This window comes from Falsiruegeria mediterranea M17, assembly GCF_900302455.1.
In the GTDB taxonomy this organism is placed as follows: Bacteria; Pseudomonadota; Alphaproteobacteria; order Rhodobacterales; family Rhodobacteraceae; genus Falsiruegeria; species Falsiruegeria mediterranea.
Map to the genome: position 1 here is coordinate 91,200 of NZ_ONZG01000005.1, position 18,688 is coordinate 109,887.

Annotated in this window: 11 protein-coding genes and 1 tRNA gene; 7 read left to right on the forward strand and 5 right to left on the reverse strand. The window is 57.4% G+C overall.

Annotated elements, in window-relative coordinates; all coding sequences use genetic code 11:
• Positions 1-15: 15 nt before the first annotated feature.
• The 6 genes from TRM7615_RS11160 (at position 16) to TRM7615_RS11185 (ending at position 6,002) form a co-directional block, all read left to right on the forward strand.
• On the forward strand, positions 16-456 hold the full coding sequence (locus TRM7615_RS11160; RefSeq protein ID WP_108787476.1) for a TrgA family protein: 441 nt from the start codon (positions 16-18) through the stop codon (positions 454-456).
• Positions 457-481: 25 nt separating this feature from the next.
• Positions 482-1,603: an NUDIX domain-containing protein gene (locus TRM7615_RS11165; protein WP_108787969.1), complete on the forward strand. Its 1,122-nt coding sequence runs from the start codon at positions 482-484 to the stop codon at positions 1,601-1,603.
• 84 nt (positions 1,604-1,687) lie between these two features.
• Entirely contained in the window at positions 1,688-2,722 is a 1,035-nt protein-coding gene (locus tag TRM7615_RS11170) for a cysteine synthase A (RefSeq protein WP_108787478.1), read from the forward strand.
• 1 nt (position 2,723) lies between these two features.
• Positions 2,724-5,144, forward strand: coding sequence for a DUF3772 domain-containing protein (locus tag TRM7615_RS11175; protein ID WP_108787480.1), 2,421 nt, complete (start codon positions 2,724-2,726; stop codon positions 5,142-5,144).
• Positions 5,128-5,856, forward strand: a complete 729-nt coding sequence (locus tag TRM7615_RS11180; RefSeq protein ID WP_235824069.1) for an alanyl-tRNA editing protein — start codon at positions 5,128-5,130, stop codon at positions 5,854-5,856. Before TRM7615_RS11175 ends, TRM7615_RS11180 begins: the two co-directional genes overlap by 17 nt.
• Positions 5,857-5,912: 56 nt before the next feature.
• A tRNA-Ser gene (locus TRM7615_RS11185) sits at positions 5,913-6,002 on the forward strand.
• A gap of 357 nt (positions 6,003-6,359) precedes the next feature.
• Here the strand turns inward: TRM7615_RS11185 and TRM7615_RS11190 are convergent.
• Together TRM7615_RS11190 and TRM7615_RS11195 are read right to left on the reverse strand one after the other, a co-directional pair.
• On the reverse strand, positions 6,360-7,184 hold the full coding sequence (locus TRM7615_RS11190) for a protein NO VEIN domain-containing protein (protein WP_165821416.1): 825 nt from the start codon (positions 7,182-7,184) through the stop codon (positions 6,360-6,362).
• A gap of 88 nt (positions 7,185-7,272) precedes the next feature.
• Positions 7,273-8,460 carry an SNF2-related protein gene (locus TRM7615_RS11195; RefSeq protein ID WP_165821417.1) on the reverse strand — a complete coding sequence of 396 codons (1,188 nt, stop codon included), beginning with the start codon at positions 8,458-8,460 and terminating at the stop codon, positions 7,273-7,275.
• An 874-nt stretch (positions 8,461-9,334) separates the two neighbouring features.
• On the opposite strand from TRM7615_RS11195, the gene TRM7615_RS11200 reads away from it, so the two are divergent.
• Positions 9,335-13,744, forward strand: a complete 4,410-nt coding sequence (locus tag TRM7615_RS11200) for a calcium-binding protein (RefSeq protein ID WP_108787488.1) — start codon at positions 9,335-9,337, stop codon at positions 13,742-13,744.
• Positions 13,745-14,052: 308 nt separating this feature from the next.
• On the opposite strand, the gene TRM7615_RS11205 is transcribed toward TRM7615_RS11200, so the two are convergent.
• From TRM7615_RS11205 to TRM7615_RS11215, 3 genes are all read right to left on the reverse strand, one after another.
• Positions 14,053-15,330 carry a DsbA family protein gene (locus TRM7615_RS11205; protein ID WP_108787490.1) on the reverse strand — a complete coding sequence of 426 codons (1,278 nt, stop codon included), beginning with the start codon at positions 15,328-15,330 and terminating at the stop codon, positions 14,053-14,055.
• Between the two features lie 5 nt (positions 15,331-15,335).
• Complete coding sequence (locus TRM7615_RS11210; RefSeq protein ID WP_108787492.1) at positions 15,336-17,429, reverse strand: molybdopterin oxidoreductase family protein; 2,094 nt, start codon at positions 17,427-17,429, stop codon at positions 15,336-15,338.
• 71 nt (positions 17,430-17,500) lie between these two features.
• A complete protein-coding gene (locus TRM7615_RS11215) occupies positions 17,501-18,661 on the reverse strand; it encodes an ABC transporter substrate-binding protein (protein ID WP_108787494.1) in 1,161 nt (386 codons plus the stop codon).
• Positions 18,662-18,688 lie beyond the last annotated feature (27 nt).

Sequence of the window (18,688 nt, forward strand, 5' to 3'; positions counted from 1 at the left end):
GAAAGATCCCCAGAAATGCCCGACGCCGCCCGTCTAGTCGCCGCCCTGAGCCTGGCTCTGATTGCCTTTATCGTTTCAGGCCTGGTTATGCCGCTGATGCCCGAGGGGATGGATTTCGGCTATTTCACCTGGGTGAATGTGGGATTGGGTGTAATCTGCGGCTGGGTTGTCATGGGCAAGCGGGCAGGGCGCGGCATGACGCCTGCGATCAACAACGGCGTAACCGGGGTTCTGGCACTGCTGTTCTGGGGGCTTTTCGTGCAAGGCGCGTACGAGATGTTCCGCCAGGCCATGCGCAACCGGTTTGACGGCCCGTTCGAAGCCTTGGGCGCTATTTTCACGATCGGGTTCGATTATGGGCTTACCATCATGGTTCCCAGTATTATATGGACCTTGCTTGTCGGCGGCGTGCTGGCCGGTCTTGCGACCGAGTTTGCTTGGCGTCAGTGGCGGTAAGTTTTCTGAACAAAAGGTTCATTTCGTGTCCGATCTCTTTTTCTACGGCACCCTTCGGTATGTGCCGCTTCTGGAACTTGTCCTGGGCCGTACTGCGGATCACATCAACCTGACACAGGCCGAATTGCACGGTTATGGCGCCTATTCGGTGCGCGATCAGATATTTCCCATGGTCGACAAGGGCGAGGGGCGCGTCACCCACGGCCTGCTGGTGCAGGGGCTGACGCCCGGGGACATCGAGCGGGTGATCTATTACGAAGGCGGGTTTGACTATGACCTGCAAACTTTGCCGCTGCGCACCGCCAATGGTGACGACGTGATGGCAGAGGTGTTCATTCCCGCCCCCGGTCTGTGGGAGCCGTCGACGCCCTGGTCGCTCAACGATTGGGCCGCCGAGTGGGGAGAGTTGACGGTTCTGGCCGCCGAAGAGGTCATGTCGCATTTTGGCCACCTGCCTGCATCCGACATCGCGCCACGCTTTCCGGCGATCCGCATGCGGGCGCAAGGACGGTTGGCGGCGCGACGGCGCGAGGCAAGCCCCGAGTGGGACACATCGCGCGACGTGGTGTTGCAAGACCATCGACGTCCGTATCTGGGGTATTTCACCATGGAAGATGCAACGCTGCGACATCGCCATTTTGACGGCTCGATGGGACCTGTCCTGCACCGCAGTGCTCTGGTGAACGGCCAGGCAGCGGTCATCCTGCCTTACGACCCGGTCCGCGATTGCGTGCTGGTGGTCGAACAGTTCCGGGCACCAGCCTATCTTATCGGCGATCCCAATCCTTGGCAGATCGAAGCTGTCGCCGGCATGGTCGATCCGGGGGAATCACCCGAGGAGGCCGCCCGCCGCGAAACCCGTGAAGAGGCCAACATCGAGGTCACAGAGCTGTTTGCGGCTGGCGATGGCTATTCCAGCAGCGGTTCGTCAACGGAATTCCTTCATCTTTTTGTAGGTCTGGCCGACCTGGACGAACCCGCCTCGACCGGGGGGCTCGAGACCGAAGGCGAGGACATTCGCAGCCATATCGTTCCGTTCGCCGCATTCATGGACCAGTTGGATCAAGGCAAACTGAAAAACGTTCCGCTCATCTCGATCGCAAATTGGCTGGCCCGAAACCGAGAGCGCCTGCGCGCCGATATTTGATCGGCGCCGGGGTGCGATGACAGCTTGAGGTCGCGTCACCTGAGCGATAAACCTGTTACACATCTTCAGAACTTTGGGGGCACCATGCGCATTGCACGCGATCTGGCCGACGCCGTAGGCAAAACACCTTTGATCCGGCTGCGCCGCGTCAGCGAAGAAACGGGTTGTGAAATTCTGGGCAAGGCCGAGTTCATGAACCCCGGCCAGTCGGTCAAGGACCGCGCCGCGCTGTTTATCATCAAGGACGCGATCGCGCGCGGTGAACTGAAGCCCGGCGGCACCATTGTCGAAGGCACGGCCGGCAACACCGGCATTGGCCTGGCCCTGGTTGGCGCATCCATGGGGTTCAAGACGGTGATCGTCATCCCCGAAACCCAATCCGAAGAGAAAAAAGACATGCTGCGTCTGGCCGGAGCCCAGCTGGTGCAGGTGCCCGCGGCCCCTTATCGCAACCCCAACAACTTTGTGCGCTACTCGGAGCGTTTGGCACACGAGTTGAACAAGACCGAGCCCAACGGCGCCATCTGGGCCAATCAGTTCGACAATGTCGCCAATCGCCAAGCGCATATCGAAACCACCGGGCCTGAAATCTGGGAACAGACCGGCGGCAAGGTTGACGGCTTTGTTTCTGCGGTTGGCTCGGGTGGGACACTTGTTGGTGTGTCCGAGGTGCTTCAGCCCAAAGGCGTCAAGATCGGTTTGGCCGACCCGATGGGCGCGGCACTGTTCAGCTATTACACGACTGGCGAGTTGGCGACGGAGGGTGGCTCGATCGCCGAAGGCATCGGGCAGGTGAGGATCACCAAGAACCTGGAAGGGTTCAAACCCGATCACGCCTATCAGATCACCGACGCCGAGGCCTTGCCCTACATCTTTGATCTGCTGCGAGACGAAGGTCTGGTCATGGGCGGTTCGACAGCCATCAACATCGCAGGTGCCGTGCGTCTGGCCAAAGAGCTTGGCCCGGGCCACACCATCGTGACAATCCTGTGCGATTTTGGCACGCGCTATCAGTCGAAACTGTTCAACCCCGATTTCTTGCGCGAAAAAGAGCTGCCGGTGCCCGAATGGATGACCCGCGCCCCCAGCTCGATCCCCGGCGTGTTCGAGGACGTCTGACATGGTCGGCCTGTGCCGCATTCTGTGGGCGGCCTGTGCCGTCTTTATGCTGGCTTTTGCCAGCACCGCCCAGGCTCAACTTTCCGACGAAAGTCGCGACTACTATCGCGGCTGGATCGAGACTGCCGAACGCGCCGAAGAAGCGGTGGACGCCAACAAGGCGTCCAATGCCGCGTTCGAGCAGCTGCGGTCCGACATCAACAACTATCGAGACATCTTTGACCGCGTTCGCAACCAGAATTCGGAACGCATCCGCACGCTTGAGGGACAGATTTCGGCCCTTGGCCCTGCGCCCGCCGATGGCAAGACCGAGCCGCCGGACCTGGCTCAGCTGCGCAAACACCTCGAAGATCAACTCAATGCGGTTCAGGTGCCCCGCATCATTGCGCAAGAAGCTTTCAGCCGCTCTAACGGGTTAATTGACGAGATTGACCGGGTAATCCGGGCCCGTAAGACCAAGACACTCCTGGAGCGCGGGCCGACACCTCTCAATCCGATCTATTGGACCCCGGCTTGGCATGACGTTCAGGAATCCGCCAGCGCCCTGGTTAATGAAACCATCGTGAATATCCGTACCGATACGGTACGTGAACAGGTGCAAAACAACGCTCCAGCAATCGTGGTGTTGTTTGCGATAGGCGCAGTTCTGCTGTGGCGCGGCAAGGCTTGGTCTCAAGTTGCAGGTGATTACCTGCGCTCGCTGGGCGGGCGTGGCACAGGTGTCTGGACCTTTGTCATTTCCTTGTTTCGGATACTGCTGCCCTGGCTGGGTGTGATGTGTCTGTGGTCGGCTGTCTACCTGACAGGGGCCTTGGGTATCCGCGGGCTGTTGCTGTGGGAACATGTGCCTGGGTGGGCGGCGGCCATCCTGTATTTCAACTGGATCGGGCGACAACTGTTTTTGCTCGGAGAGCGTGAGAGCTTCAACATCCTTACGGCGCCGCAGATTGCGGTTCTGAGGGTCTATATCGATCTGCTTGCTGTCATGCTTGTCCTGCACGATCTTGTTCTTCTGCAAGAGCAGATCGAAAACATATCGGATGCAAGCCGGGCTGTGATTTCCTTCCCGGTGATCCTTGTCACGGCCTTTCTGTTGTTTCAGCTGCAACGCGTCCGTGCACAAGACCGGGAGGAGGCGCCTGAAGACAGCCCCAAAGGGGCAGGCTTTGGCAAACTGGTAAACCTGTTTCGGCGCGGGCTTTACCTTCTGGGCATCTTTTCTCCGGTTCTGGCCGCTGCCGGTTACATCAACGCAGCTGAGGCGATCGTGTTCCCGGCGGTCAAGACCATTGCCCTGATCGCTGTTCTGGTGATCACCCAGCAGTTCCTGGGGAACCTTTATGGGTGGTTGTCAGGAAAGGGTGACGCGGGTCGGGATTCTCTGTTTTCGGTCATCGTGGGATTCATTTTGGCCATCATCGCCTTGCCGATCATCGCACTCTACTGGGGCGCGCGCGAAGCAGACCTGACCGAACAATGGGCGCGACTGCTGCAAGGGATCAACATCGGCGGTGTTACCATTTCGCCGACGAACTTCTTGACCTTTGCTGTGATCTTTGCCGTTGGATACGGGCTGACCCGGCTGGTGCAGGGTGGATTGCGCAACTCGCTGTTGCCCAAGACGAACTTGGACCCTGGTGGCCAGAATGCCATCGTATCAGGCACCGGTTATATCGGGATCTTCCTGGCCGCGCTTGTGGCCATTACCGGGGCTGGCTTTGACTTGTCGTCGCTTGCCATCGTTGCCGGCGCGCTGTCGGTTGGCATCGGTTTTGGCCTGCAGACCATCGTGTCCAACTTTGTTTCAGGCATCATCCTGCTGGTCGAGCGCCCAATCTCCAAAGGCGATTGGATCGATGTGAATGGTCAGATGGGATACGTGCGTGACATATCCGTCCGCTCAACCCGGATCGAGACCTTTGACCGCACGGACGTGATCGTCCCCAACTCGGACCTGATCAGTGGTTCGGTCACCAACTATACCCGCGGCAACACCGTGGGCCGCGTGATTGTGCCGGTTGGTGTGGCTTATGGGACTGATACCCGCGTGATCGAGGATATCCTGCGCGAGATCGCCAACAGCCATCCGATGGTTCTGGCAAATCCTGCACCAAGCGTGGTTTTCCAGGGGTTCGGGGCCGATTCATTGGACTTTGAGATCCGGGCGATCCTGCGGGACGTGAACTGGGTTCTGTCGGTCAAATCCGATATGAACCACGAGATCGCCAAAAGGTTCGCCGAAGAAGGGATCGAAATCCCCTTCGCACAGCGCGACATCTGGCTGCGCAACCCCGAGGCCCTGCGTCCCCAGACGGCGGCAAACGCTTCGGCTGCGCCGAGTGCGCCACAAACCCCTGCCGAGATGACAGAGGCAGATCTGGACGCAGACAGCGATGGAGACGCAGATGGCGACACCCACTGAGCTTTTGTTCCGGCAAGATGCGTATTTGCGCCAAGCCCCGGCAACAGTTGTGGCGCATACCGATCAGGGCGGCGTGGTTCTTGACCAAAGCCTGTTCTATGCGACCGGTGGCGGCCAACCCGGCGACGCCGGTACCTTGCAGTGGGACGGCGGCGAAATGGTCGTGGCCACCACCGTCAAGGCGGATGGCGACACAATTGCCTGCGTTCCGGCCGAAGGTGCCGAACTGCCATCAGTCGGCACAAGAGTTACGCAGCACCTGAACTGGGACGAACGCTATGCCTTCATGCGCGTCCATACGGCCTTGCACCTGCTGTCAGTTGTGGTTCCGCTTGAGGTCACCGGCGGCTCGATCAGCGCGGGCAAGGGACGCCTTGACTTCAACATGCCCGACGCGCCCGAAGACAAGGCGGCACTGCAAGCACAGCTCCAGGAGCTGATCGACCGGGACTTGCCAGTGACCGAAGACTGGATCACCAATGCCGAGTTGGACGCCAACCCCGGTCTGGTCAAGACGATGTCTGTTCAGCCCCCGCGTGGGTCGGGCAAAATCCGTCTGGTTCTGATCGGTCAGGGCGATGCGCAGGTCGATCTGCAACCTTGCGGCGGCACCCATGTGGCGCGCACTGGTGAGATCGGAAAAATCCGCTTGGGCAAGGTCGAAAAGAAGGGCCGACAGAACCGTCGCGTATACTTGCATTTAGATGCATGATCTGCGCGATTACCCCCTTGCAAATCCCCGGAAGATCATCCAAATAACCCCGACACGGAGAGGTGGCCGAGTGGTCGAAGGCGCACGCCTGGAAAGTGTGTAGGCGGGAAACCGTCTCCAGGGTTCGAATCCCTGTCTCTCCGCCACTTGCCCTTGAGAAAGCGTTCTCCCCATCCGGCTGCGGCCGGATTTTCCCGTTGTTTTCGAGGGTTGTGCAGGTGGAGCTGAACACCGGTCCTGGTCGGCGGGGTCCTCAAAACACTCTCTCCGGGCCGATATTCTCCAGACCTGATGACTGCGACGTTTTCGGTGATTAGATATAAGGGTCGGAAACTAAATGACTATTTCCAGGCTTGGCTTCAGTCCGTTTGGAACGAATACGCCGGTGCCAAACAGAACTGTCGTCGAAACACCTATATCTTGCAGCTCAGCTGCAAAGCTCTTTTGTGCCTAACTTCGTTTGCACCAAAGCCCCCGGCCACCGCTGTGCGGAGCACCCGACGCTATACTTCGTCACTGGATAATAAGGCCTCAAATTCCTCTCCGACTTGAAGGTTGCTCGGCTTCCATTCAGTTTCTGAGGGGCGAATTTCTGCAGCTTCAGTCCAGCGAAATCCCTCTTTCTCGACTGGTGCCATCTCGACGAGTGAATGACTTGGCAGTTCGCGTATCCTCTCCACGTCTCCTGCGGTTACGCGCCCACTTGCTATCACCCGCGATGAAAACGTCACTTGGATCAGTTTCCATCGTTCGCCCATCCTTTTCGCGGCGTCAAATTCGTTGCGGGAGATGAGTGCGCGGGCGGCCGTGGCGTTTACGGCGGCTTTGATCTCCAGTCCTACGGTTTGGAAACCTTCTTTGTGCTCTATGTCGTAACCAAAGCGATCGGATGTAAGCGAAACATGTCGCGGATTGTGGCCATCGCGGCGCAAGGCAGACATTATGGCAATTTCTCCGGCGTCGCCTAGCATCTTACGCAAATGTTCATCTTTCGCGCCATACACCTGCTGATGAGCAGTGAATACAATCTCTTCTAAATCATCTCCTAGCCATGCGATCGCATCAAAGTCACGTTGTGGGATCAACTCAGGCAGCAAACGACCGTCACTTACAACTGCTCTAAGCCAACCTGGCGGTCGGCTTCGCAAAAGTAACCGAGCAATGCCTTTAAGAGTGGTCAGATCCGCCTCTCGATCCAATCTGGACAGAGCACCAGCCGTGAGTACACAAGAATCAACTCTAGCTAGACCGATGTCCAAAAGTAGATTGGCCGTTCCAGTTATATCCAATGAGGCGGCCATATGTGTTGGTTTGTCCAGCGCTGCCACAATCCACGCATGTACGTCGGGTCAGCTCCTTACCCTAGCGCTAAAAGCCAAGAGAAAAACGGCATGACACCGGCCTCTGGTGGGTAGGTCACGCATTTTCAGCTGCGATATGGGCGGAAATTGCCTGATAGTCGTCGTCAAATGCTGGCGTGCCTCCTGAGCCTTCATCAGCTGACGGCAACGCTATTTGGACCAGTCCCGGATCGTCCATCAACAATGATAGCGCGCTTACTTTCTCCGCTAGCCTCCCGTCTACTGAGTCGTCGATTGATCCTGCGCTAATTAGTAAAGTGAAACGTGTGACTACGTCCTCGGCTAGCTCCAGCCGATGGATGCGATCTTGACTCTGTAGAAAGTGTCCCGCGTTAAATGTTCTGTCCAAAAATACGGCATGATGGCACCAATGGTGGAGGCTAACGCCTTCCCCACAGGCAGCGGGATTCGCAAGGAGTACAGCGCAAGACGGGTCGTGCCGAAAGCGTTCGAATTCACGTTCGCGAGTAATGACTCCAGGAAGGGCGATTTCGTCAGAGGGTACCCCGCCATGAACAACGGCTGGTCGATACTGATCCAAGAGACGGGCGAGAGCCCTAAGGTTTTTTACATAGCTGGACCAAATCAGTATTTTTTCGCCCTTTTCGGCCGCTTCTTTGACGATTGAACAAACACGCTGGTACTTCCAGGGCTGTTCAAAGCTGCTGTAACGAGCAAGCAAATCGGCCAATGGTTCGTGGCCTTGATGCTCCAACGGCGGATGCAGAAACGACGGATCATCACCTTCGTCCGAACCAGCGGTAAGCAACATTGGGTTCGTTGCAGCCTCCAATAGGTACATCACGATCCGCCCTAATCTTTGCATCTCGTGACGACCTCGGTCGGGAAGGGAAAACGTTGACCGATACTGACCCAGCAGAGCGTCGTAAATCGCCGCTTGGATTGGCCGCATAGGTTCTCGTACCACTTCGAAACTAGTAGGAGGCAGATCCAACTCTGCTTTTGCGGTACGGACAAAATATCGTCTTACCGCGCTGTTTGTTTCAATGAGAACATCTTCATCCCGGCCTTTGCGTTCGAAGTATGCGGCGCCTGGAAGCACCTGCCTATCTTGCCCTGGGAAAAGGAAGCTTACCAATGCAACCAAGTCGAAAGCACCTTGGGGTGCAGGGATTCCAGTAAGCACGTTCCGACGACGAGCCGCGTAGGCAAGGTCAAGAACAGCTCTCCCGTGTACACCTGCCGCCCCGCGCTTGACCCGATGTGCTTCATCGAGGATCACTTGCGTTGGTTCAGCTGCCACGAAGGATCGGACTGTATCTTAGTCGCTTGCCGTTCGATTGTAGTTGGATAGCAAGACTTCGGTATTGCCCGGTATGACCGTTCCTGCGCCAGCATGGATCAAGAGAATCGGTGGCTTTTCAAAACAGGCAACAAGTTCCTCCTTCCAAGCACCAAACGCCGCGATTGGGCCAATTACTGCAAGGCGGCGGACGACACTACGGGCGCGCAGAATAGCGTTTGCTGCTAGCGCAACGGTAGTCTTCCCCGCGCCTGGTACAGAAAAATCTGCTCCGTGAGGGAGGCTAACGAGCCTGAATAGATTTCTTGTCTGAAAACGCCTAATTTTTCGTTTGAACCCAGCTTGCGAGAGTTCGTTTTCCAAAGCATCAAGTGTGGCCTTATCTGCTGCTCCTCGTTCAATGACACTTTCACGTGCGATGCGGTCTGAGGCCATCGAACGGAGTTGATCGGATAAAGTTGGGCCGGGCTGGATCAATGCCGTAAGAACACTTGTAGTTTAAGGTCACGAGCCTGCCCCTGCGAACTCGGGCATTTTCCGCATCTCAGACTTGGCTTTGAAGCGGCCGGTCTTCCGCCCCCGTAGGCAGCGGAGGGCATCGTGATGACGCTGCCTTCGCGTTGGGGCCCATTCTCATCCGGATGTGAGACCTGTTTCAAAACAGCGGTTTGACCTTTTGAAATTGCCCTTGCCAATTCTTGTGTATGCACCCCCCCAACTCCTCGCTGTGTAACCCGTTTTGGGTGGTTCTGCGGCCAAGCCTGAGCGGATTATGGGGCTTAATCTAGATCAAAGTGGGTCTCGATTACGCTTGCTACAGTTCGAATATGTTTGATTTTGGGGGGGAGCTATCATGGCCGATATTAATGTGACAAATGCGTTTGGTGATGGGACCGGGGGAGCAGATAACACTGCCGTCGGCGGCACGCCGGATGATCGCCTGATCTACAACTACACTGTGCCAAATTCCGGGGTAACGGTGGGTTTCTGGAATGGTGGGCTTCCGGGCGGATATTCAGGTGTTTTTGACGGTTTGGGAACGAACAATGCATGGTTCTCAGGGATCGAAAACTTCACTTTCAACAGTTTCGTTGTTGGCAATGACAACATTCGTACTGGTGATGGAAACGACATTCTGAACTCGGGTGACGGTGATGACACGCTCAATGCCGGTGGGGGCAACGATCAGATCGATGGTGGTAGAGGCAATGACCTTTGGATCGGTGATCACTCATCCGAAAGCGCAGATTTCAATATAAATCTCAATGCGATTTCGTCGTTCTTGACCACTGGCGCAGTCCGCAACATCGAGGGTATGCGCCTTTCAACGGGAAGCGGCGCTGACACATTGCGTGGTCACGAGAGCAGTACGCTTGAGGACTCGATCTCGTCGGGTTCGAATGACGACCTTATCATCCTGCATTTGGGCGGCAACGACAGCGTTAATGGGGAAGCCGGTGAAGACCGTTTGGTTGTCACGAATGCACTGGGCCCCACTATGTCAGGCGTCACCACAGGGTTCTGGAACGTCGGATCGGTTGACGGCAACTCCGGTGTTTTCGACGGGTTCGGGGCCAACAATGTGTGGTTCTACAATATCGATCACTTCACGTTCATTGACGAAAGCGCGGGCAACGACAACATCCGCACCGGGGCTGGTGATGACTCGCTGATGGGCGGCGGCGGTGACGATACCCTGAACTCCGGTTCGGGTCGCGACACGATCGACGGAGGCGACGGCAACGATTTCTGGATCGGCGATCAGTCCGCAACCGGCGCGGTGGAGATCGATCTCAACAAAAGCTCGGACCTGTCGGGCGGCGGCAGCGTCGTCAACATGGAAGGCTTCAACGTGACGACGGGGGTCGGAAATGACACCCTGATCGGTCATGATACCGCCGACAGAGCCGACGTTGTGACGTCAAATGACGGCGATGATCTCATCATCCTGAAATTGCGTGGCGACGATACCGTCAATGGCGGATTGGGCGGCGACCGCCTGCAGGTGACAAATACGCTGGGTTCCGATTTCGCTGGTGTCACCACAGGGTTCTGGAACGTCGGATCGGTTGACGGCAACTCTGGCGTTTTCGACGGGTTCGGGGCCAACAATGTGTGGTTCTACAATATCAACCACTTCACATTCGTCGATGAAAGCACCGGCAACGACAACATCCGCACCGGGGCTGGTGATGACTCGCTGATGGGCGGCGGCGGTGACGATACCCTGAACTCCGGTTCGGGTCGCGACACGATCGACGGAGGCGACGGCAACGATTTCTGGATCGGCGATCAGTCCGCAACCGGCGCGGTGGAGATCGATCTCAACAAAAGCTCGGACCTGTCGGGCGGCGGCAGCGTCGTCAACATGGAAGGCTTCAACGTGACGACGGGGGCCGGAAATGACACCCTGATCGGTCATGATACCGCCGACAGAGCCGACGTTGTGACGTCAAATGACGGCGATGATCTCATCATCCTGAAATTGCGTGGCGACGATACCGTCAATGGCGGATTGGGCGGCGACCGCCTGCAGGTGACAAATACGCTGGGTTCCGATTTCGCTGGTGTCACCACAGGGTTCTGGAACGTCGGATCGGTTGACGGCAACTCTGGCGTTTTCGACGGGTTCGGATCGAACAATGTATGGTTCAACAATATCAACCACTTCACGTTCATCGACGAAAGCACCGGCAACGACAACATCCGCACCGGGGCTGGTGATGACTCGCTGATGGGCGGCGGCGGTGACGATACCCTGAACTCCGGTTCGGGACGCGACACGATCGACGGAGGCGACGGCAACGATTTCTGGATCGGCGATCAGTCCGCAACCGGCGCGGTGGAGATCGACCTCAACAAAAGCTCGGCCCTGTCGGGCGGCGGCAGCGTCGTCAACATGGAAGGCTTCAACGTGACGACGGGGGCCGGAAATGACACCCTGATCGGTCATGAGGCGAGCTCATTAACGGACATCGCGCGGTCCAATGCAGGTAGTGACAACATCATATTGACCCTGGGCGGTGACGACAGCGTTTACGGTGGCGCTGGCGCGGATCGTCTCACCGTTGACTTTACGCTGGGAACTGGCGTTACGACCGGCTTCTGGAACACTGGCACGATTGACGGCAATCAAGGCGTTTTGGATGGAGTTGGAGCAAACAACGTCTGGTTCTATGACGTTGATCATTTCAGTCTGCGTGACGTGATAGGCGGAACAGATAACCTGCGCACCGGTAACGGCAACGATTTCATCAACGCTGGTGACGGGAACGATATCGTCAACTCTGCGGGTGGTGTGGATACGCTGGACGGTGGCGGTGGCAATGATCACTGGATCGCCGATCACAGCGACCAGACCACGGGTCTTGAGATAGATCTTAATGCGACGTCAGTGCTTAGAGGAACCGGTTCAGTCCGCAATTTCGAAAGCATGAATCTTGTTGGTTCATCAGGTGATGACCGGCTCACGGGGCACCAGACAAGCGGGTTGGTTGACCGTCTTGTCGGAGGGGACGGAGACGACGACTTCTTCCTCTGGCTCGGTGGCGATGACAGCGTTTATGGGAATGCGGGCTTTGACGAGCTAACGGTCATAGATGACCAGAACCTTGGCAATATCGGCTTTGGGTTTCTGAACAGTGACGAAACTGGCTTCTCCGGCGTGATCGATGGCGCAGGCAGCAACAACGTTTGGTTCTACGGGATCGAGCGCATCAACTACACCGATGCCAACGGTACGAACAATAATTTCACATCAGGTGGAACCGATGACGTTATTGATGCCGGTGGCGGTGACGACAGGGTCGCGACGGATGGCGGGAATGACCGTCTGATCGGTGGAACCGGAAACGATACGCTGTTGGGCGGCACTGGCAATGACACTCTGTTGGGGGGCCTCGGCAATGATGAACTGAACGGCGAAGCGGGCACCGACACAGCGCAATTCGGATTTGCGATCGGCGGAATTCAGGATGTGACCCAGGTGGACGACACGGTGATCCTCACCTCTGCAGAAGGGCAAGACACCCTTAGCGGTATCGAGTTCTTCAAGTTTTCGGACGGAACCCTGACCACAAACGCGTTACTGACGCTGTCATCTCCGATCACCGGAGACGACACATCACAGACACTTTTCGGAACGCCAGGATCGGAACAGATCAATGGTCTGGGTGGCTATGATTGGATTGTACCTGGACGCGGAGATGACGTTGTTAATGGCGGCACCGGCAGAGACATGGTTTCCTACTCGGACGTTCAGGAAGTTCCTGGTCGCGGCACCAATTTCATGGTCGATCTTGATCTGGGCGCAGGCCGGGCCGAGATATTTGGCGGTGAAGTGGATCAACTCATTTCCATCGAGCGCGCCACCGGGTCGATCTTCGCTGATGTCATGCGCGGAACGGACGGTAATGATGAACTCAGAGGCATTGGCGACTATGACTGGTTCATTGCTACATCGGGAAACGACACGCTGAATGGCGGCAATGGGCTCGACATGATCACCTTCCTCGAAGCCGAAGCGTCCGGCGCTCCAGTGGTGCAGAACATCTTTGAAAGCGACGGCGTTCCACCCACCGGCGCGGCCGTGGGCGGGGTACTTCTGGACCTTGCAGATGGTTCGAACAACACCGGTTTGGCAGAAGGACTGACGCTCGTTTCGGTCGAGCGTGTTACGGGCTCCTCGCATCAAGATGTCTTTTTCGGGGACGGCGAACAAAATGACTTCCGGGGTCTAGGCGGTTTTGACTGGTTCGTCAGCTCCTCCGGAGGGCGCGAGCGCTACTTTGGCGGAGATGGCGTGGATACCGTGACGTATTACAACGCCGGAACAGGTGTCACCGCGTCTCTCCGAAACGGCAATGGCGAATTCGGAGGCCAGGAAACGGGCTATGGCTCGGCCGGCGATGCGATCCGTGATCTCTACTTCGAGATCGAGAACCTTGTGGGCTCAGACTTCAACGACCGGCTAGAGGGCAACCGTGAGCGCAATGACCTGATGGGCTTGGATGGCGACGATTACCTGTTGGGGTACGGCAATATCGACTACATGAAAGGAGGGCGCGGGAATGACACGCTGGATGGTGGAGCCGGATCAGACTTTGCCTTGTTCGATGGTAACCGGGGAGACTACACGCTGACGCGGACCTCTTCGAACGAAGTGACGGCAGTCGGTGCAGACGGCACTGACAGTCTGATCAATGTCGAATATTTCCAGTTTGACGACACGACGACAAACATCTGGGAACTGAGCATCGTGTGATGTGGTAGCAACTATTTGACGTCAGCGCCTGTGGTGTCTGACGTCAACGCCTTTGGGTCCAAATAGCGGTATTTGCTAAGAGATGGTTTTGTTTTTCATCGTAACCATGAGTACTGGTGTACATGATCCGACAAGCGGCCACAGCGGCCTTTAAATCGCCTCCCTCGGTCCCGTACTTGCCACCGCTCTCATAGTATTCGTGTCCGCCATGCTCATAGAAGACAAACAGATCAAAAACTGTCCCCGGTGGCGTTGTCGCTGCCGCTGACGATAAACGGCGGACTGTCTCTCCGACATTACCCTTAGTTTCAGACTTGGTTATGATGCTGCCCTAGGGCCTCGGCGATCATCCAAAGGCGATCCTGGCCCCAGGTGACGGTTTTACCGACGCGGAAGCTTGGCACGCCCCACAAACCCATATCAGTAAGGGCCTGGCGGTTCGTCTCGACTTCAGGTTTCCAAGCGGTGCTGTTGAGCAGCGGCTTGGCCTCTGACCACTTCAACCCCGCACGCTCCACGATGCGCGCCAAACCCCGGTCGGTGCGCCCATCAATGCCCTCGGACCATACGCCGCGTAGAAAGCTGGAGGTAAAGCTTTCCAGACGGCCAGTGTCGCGCGCGTAGCCAATCAACGCATATGCCCGCTCGATCGCTTCGCCGAGCGGGTCACAGATACGCCCAAAGGGAATACCCATTCGGCGCGCCTCGCGGGCGACATCCATCAGGATGTACATCCGCTTGGCTTTAGGAACGGGCAAGCCACGCATGACCATCGGCAGAACCGGTCGAATGCGCAACGTCGCACCGGACTGGCTGGCCAGTTCGCGCACGCGTTCAAAGGCCAAATAGCTGTACGGGCTGCGAAAGGATAAAAAGGCCTCGATCTCGACATTTGCGTTGGTTGCGGGCGGCGGGACAATTGGATCTGGGGGAACAATGGGTTCGCGCGCAGATGGATCGCGTGCGAGCCCCAGGGCCATCAACCGCGTCTCAAGGTAATGAAGCCGATCAACCCCCCAATACCATTCACCGCCATAGTGAAATGTGGCGCCCAGATAATGGCCCAAACGGTCGAGTTCTTTGTCGCCTTTGGCCTTTGTGTCAGACACATCGTTGAGCAATGACGCCGCTAAGGTGCCAGACCACAATTGTGCTCCGACGTTCACAGCCGTTTCGGCAAATGCTTCGGAACCTAGGCTTGCACAGATTTGAGTTTCGGCCACGCCTACTTCACGCGCATCTGGATAGTGGGAGGAAGATGAAAAGGACAATCCAGCCCTGCGCGCCAAGTGAGCCGCATCAGACCGGGCAAAGGACCTCAACTGCTCAGGGGCCGGGGTTGCCCAGTCCGGTGGGCCAGAGATCAAAAATGGCCTTAGTTCAATACTGTATCGGTCCTGCAATTCCCGCAGGATCTGCGCAGTCAGGTGGGAATAGGGGTCGGACACATCGTGGAAATAAGACACGACGTGCGGCTGCCCGCCGCGTGACCGCTTGCGTTCTGCTGACCGCCGTCTTGCGTTCAAGCGCGCCTCGGACGTGAGATGAGCTGCAATACGAGACTTGATCAGACTGTCGAATGACATTTCGCTCAGTCAGCCGCAGCCAAGGCCACGGGCACACCGTTGAACGCCGCGTTGCCGCTGATCGGGTCGATGCGCAGGTCATCGGTCAGATCGTTGATCGACACCGTCTGCATCTGCGTCGCCGCCGACAGTTTTCCGTTCCGTTGCCCCCAACCCTGCGGGATCGACACCACGCCGGGCGCCATCGCGTCAGTGATCTCTGCCGGAAGCGTGACGGATCCGACCCGGCCGGTGACTTGCACGTCGCTTTCGTCTTCGATGCCAAGCCGGGTCGCATCCACCGGGTTGATCTGCACCGTGCACCGGTTGCGTCCTTTGACCAGTCGCGGACTGTTTTGGGTCCAGCTGTTGTGGCTGCGCACCTGCCGCCGCCCGATCATCAGATAGGGTAAGGCGTCGGTGTTGGCCGACGCACTGTCCAGCAACCGGGGCAGGTCGTTCAGGAACACATCAGGTGCCAGGTTCAATCGACCCTCGGGCGTTTCCAACCGCTCTGCCAGATTGGGCACCATGGGTCCAAGGTCGATGGAACCCTGGGCCGTCTCAATGGCAGGGATCGTGACCTGATCGGCGTGGAACCCTTGGGTCAGCAGCATCGACAACACCTGTTCCGGGGCCGGGCCGATCTGGTTGGCACCAGTGAGTTTGGCGGTCAGGCGCGCGATGACCTCCCATTCTTGGGGGTTGCCTTTGGGCGGGGCAAACATCGCGGGCGCATAGGCCGCGGTGTTGCGGACGGCAAAGGTGTGAAACACGATGTCGTACATCATCTCTTCCAATGCCACGGTGCCCGGAAGGATCAGATCCGCATGGCGGGTGGTATCGTTTAGATGGATGTCGATCGACATCATGAAATCCAGCCCCTCCAACGCGGCCTCGATCCGACGCCCGTTTGGCGCGGTCAGAACCGGATTGCCCGCGACGGTGACCAAGGCCTTGATCTGACCGGCGCCGGGTGTCTCCATCTCTTCGGCCATGACGGAAACGGGAAACTCACCGTTGTAGAGCGGTTGCCCGGACACGCGCGAGCGACGCTCAGGGTAAGTGCGGTGCTTGCCCTTGCGGCTGGTCATGCCGACGTAATCCAACGCAGGCGTGGTGAACATCGCACCACCTTCGGCGTCGAAGTTGCCCGTAAGGATATTGAGCAAATTGCTGGCCCATTGGCACAAGCTGCCGAAACTTTGGGTCGATGCGCCCATGCGGGCGTAACAGACGGCAGATTTGGCGTTGGCGAAATCCAGCGCCATTTGTTCGATCACCTCTTGCGCGATGCCGGTGTGTTTCGCGGCAAGGGCAGGGGTGAGGGGGTTGATGGCCTCTTTCAGCGCATCCAAACCGTCGATCCGATCCGCCAGATGCCCCAAATCGACCAAACCGCGATCCAGGATCACATGTGCCATCGCTAACATAAGAAAGGCGTCTGTTTCAGGGCGGATGAAGTGATGGGCGGACGCCTTTTCGGCTGTCTCGGTCCGGCGCGGATCGATGACGATGACCTGACCGCCGCGGGCCTTGACCTCTTCAATTCGGCGCCCAAATCCGGGCGCGGTCATCATCGAGCCGTTGGACACCACCGGATTGCCACCGATGATCAGCATGTAGTCGGTGCGGTCGATATCTGGCACCGGGATCAGCATCGGATGGCCCAGCATGTGAATAGAGGCGACATGATGCGGGATCTGGTCTGCCGTGGCCGAACTGTAGCGGTTTGACGTGCCAATCGCTTTGACCAGGCTGGGCAGGTTCAGAAGGTTGCCAAATTTGTGCGCGTTGGGATTGCCCAGATAGACGCCAACAGCGTCCCGGTCATGGGCCGATTGCACTGCGCGGATACGTTCAGCAGCAAATTCGAGCGCCTCGTCCCAGCTGATCTCGACAAACTCACCGTTTACTTTGCGCAAAGGTTTGGTGATCCGGTCGGGGTCGGTGCGGAAATCCTGCAAAGCGACGGCCTTAGGGCAGATGTGACCGCGCGACAGCGGATCATTCGGGTCGGGTTTGATCGACAACACCTGGGTTGCGTCATGGGTAATGATCAAGCCACACATGGCCTCGCAGATGTTGCAGGTGCGGTGCTGGGTTTGCGGCTGGGTCATGGTGGCCTCGCTGGGGTGTCTGTAGACAGAAAAAGGGCGCTCGGTTTCCCGAACGCCCCAAGACGAAGTGCTTATTCTTCGTGAACTTTCTTCCAGTTGCCATTCTCGACGACTGAAACATAGACGGTGTCGGCACCCTGGTGATCATCGGCGCTGTAGTCGATGTAGTTGCCGACCAGTTCATCCTCATACCGGAGGCTTTCCATAGCTGCGATGAAACTGTCGTGTGTCAGATCAGGGCCAGCCGCTTCAAGCGCTTTGACCATCATCTGGGCACCCGCGTAGCCGAGCATAGCAAAGCCAACCGGGTCTTCACCCGTCGCGGCTTTGTACTCTTCGATGAAGGCCTTGGGGGCTTCGTCGTTGGCACGTGCCCAAAGATCCTGCCAGCTGGCCGCTGCATAAAGACCCTCGGTCACACCGCCCGGAACCTTGGCAACCACCGTCAGGAAACCGGCCGAAGTGTTCATGAACTTCATGTCGGTCAGGCCCATCTTCTTGGCAGTGCCTGCTACGGTGATGCTTTGACGGACGGTCAGCGCCATTGAAACGATGTCACAGCCATCGGCCTTGAGCTTGCTGAGCGAGCCAACAAAGTCGGATTCGTCCGGCTTGTGCGTTGTCTCGGATGCAAATGCGATTCCCGCCTCTTTCGCACCGGCATGCGAACCTTCCAGGATCTCTTTGCCGAAGTCAGTGGGCAGATACATGGTGCAGACGTTTTTGGCATCATATTTTTCTGCCAAGAACTTCACACCGATGCGGGCCTGTTCGAAATAGTCGGCAAAGGACACGAATTTGTTGCGGACCGGCTCTTGCAGCATCTGACGTGCAGCAGACAGGGGCGCAACGTTTGGGATGCCCTTGGGATCCAGCAGTTTAAAGCCAGCCAGGTTCATTGGTGTGCCAAGGCTTTGCAGCATCGCAAAGACTTTGTCGCGGTTCAAAAGCTTGTTGTAGCCCTGCATTGCGCGCGGCATTTGATAGCCGTTGTCTTCGACAATGAACGTGATCTTGCGCCCGTGTACACCGCCAGCGGCGTTGACCTTGTCAAAATAGACGTTTGCACCTTTGGTGGCGGGCACGCCTACGGCAGCAAACACGCCGGACAGGTCGTTGACCGAACCGATGCGAATCTCTGTGTCGCTCACGCCTTGGGTTTCGGCATGTGCCAGAGTTGCAGCGGCGGTCAGTGCCGTGGCTGTGACCAGCCGTTTGATGAGTGTCTTCATAAGTTTCCTCCCTTTGGAACTTGTTAT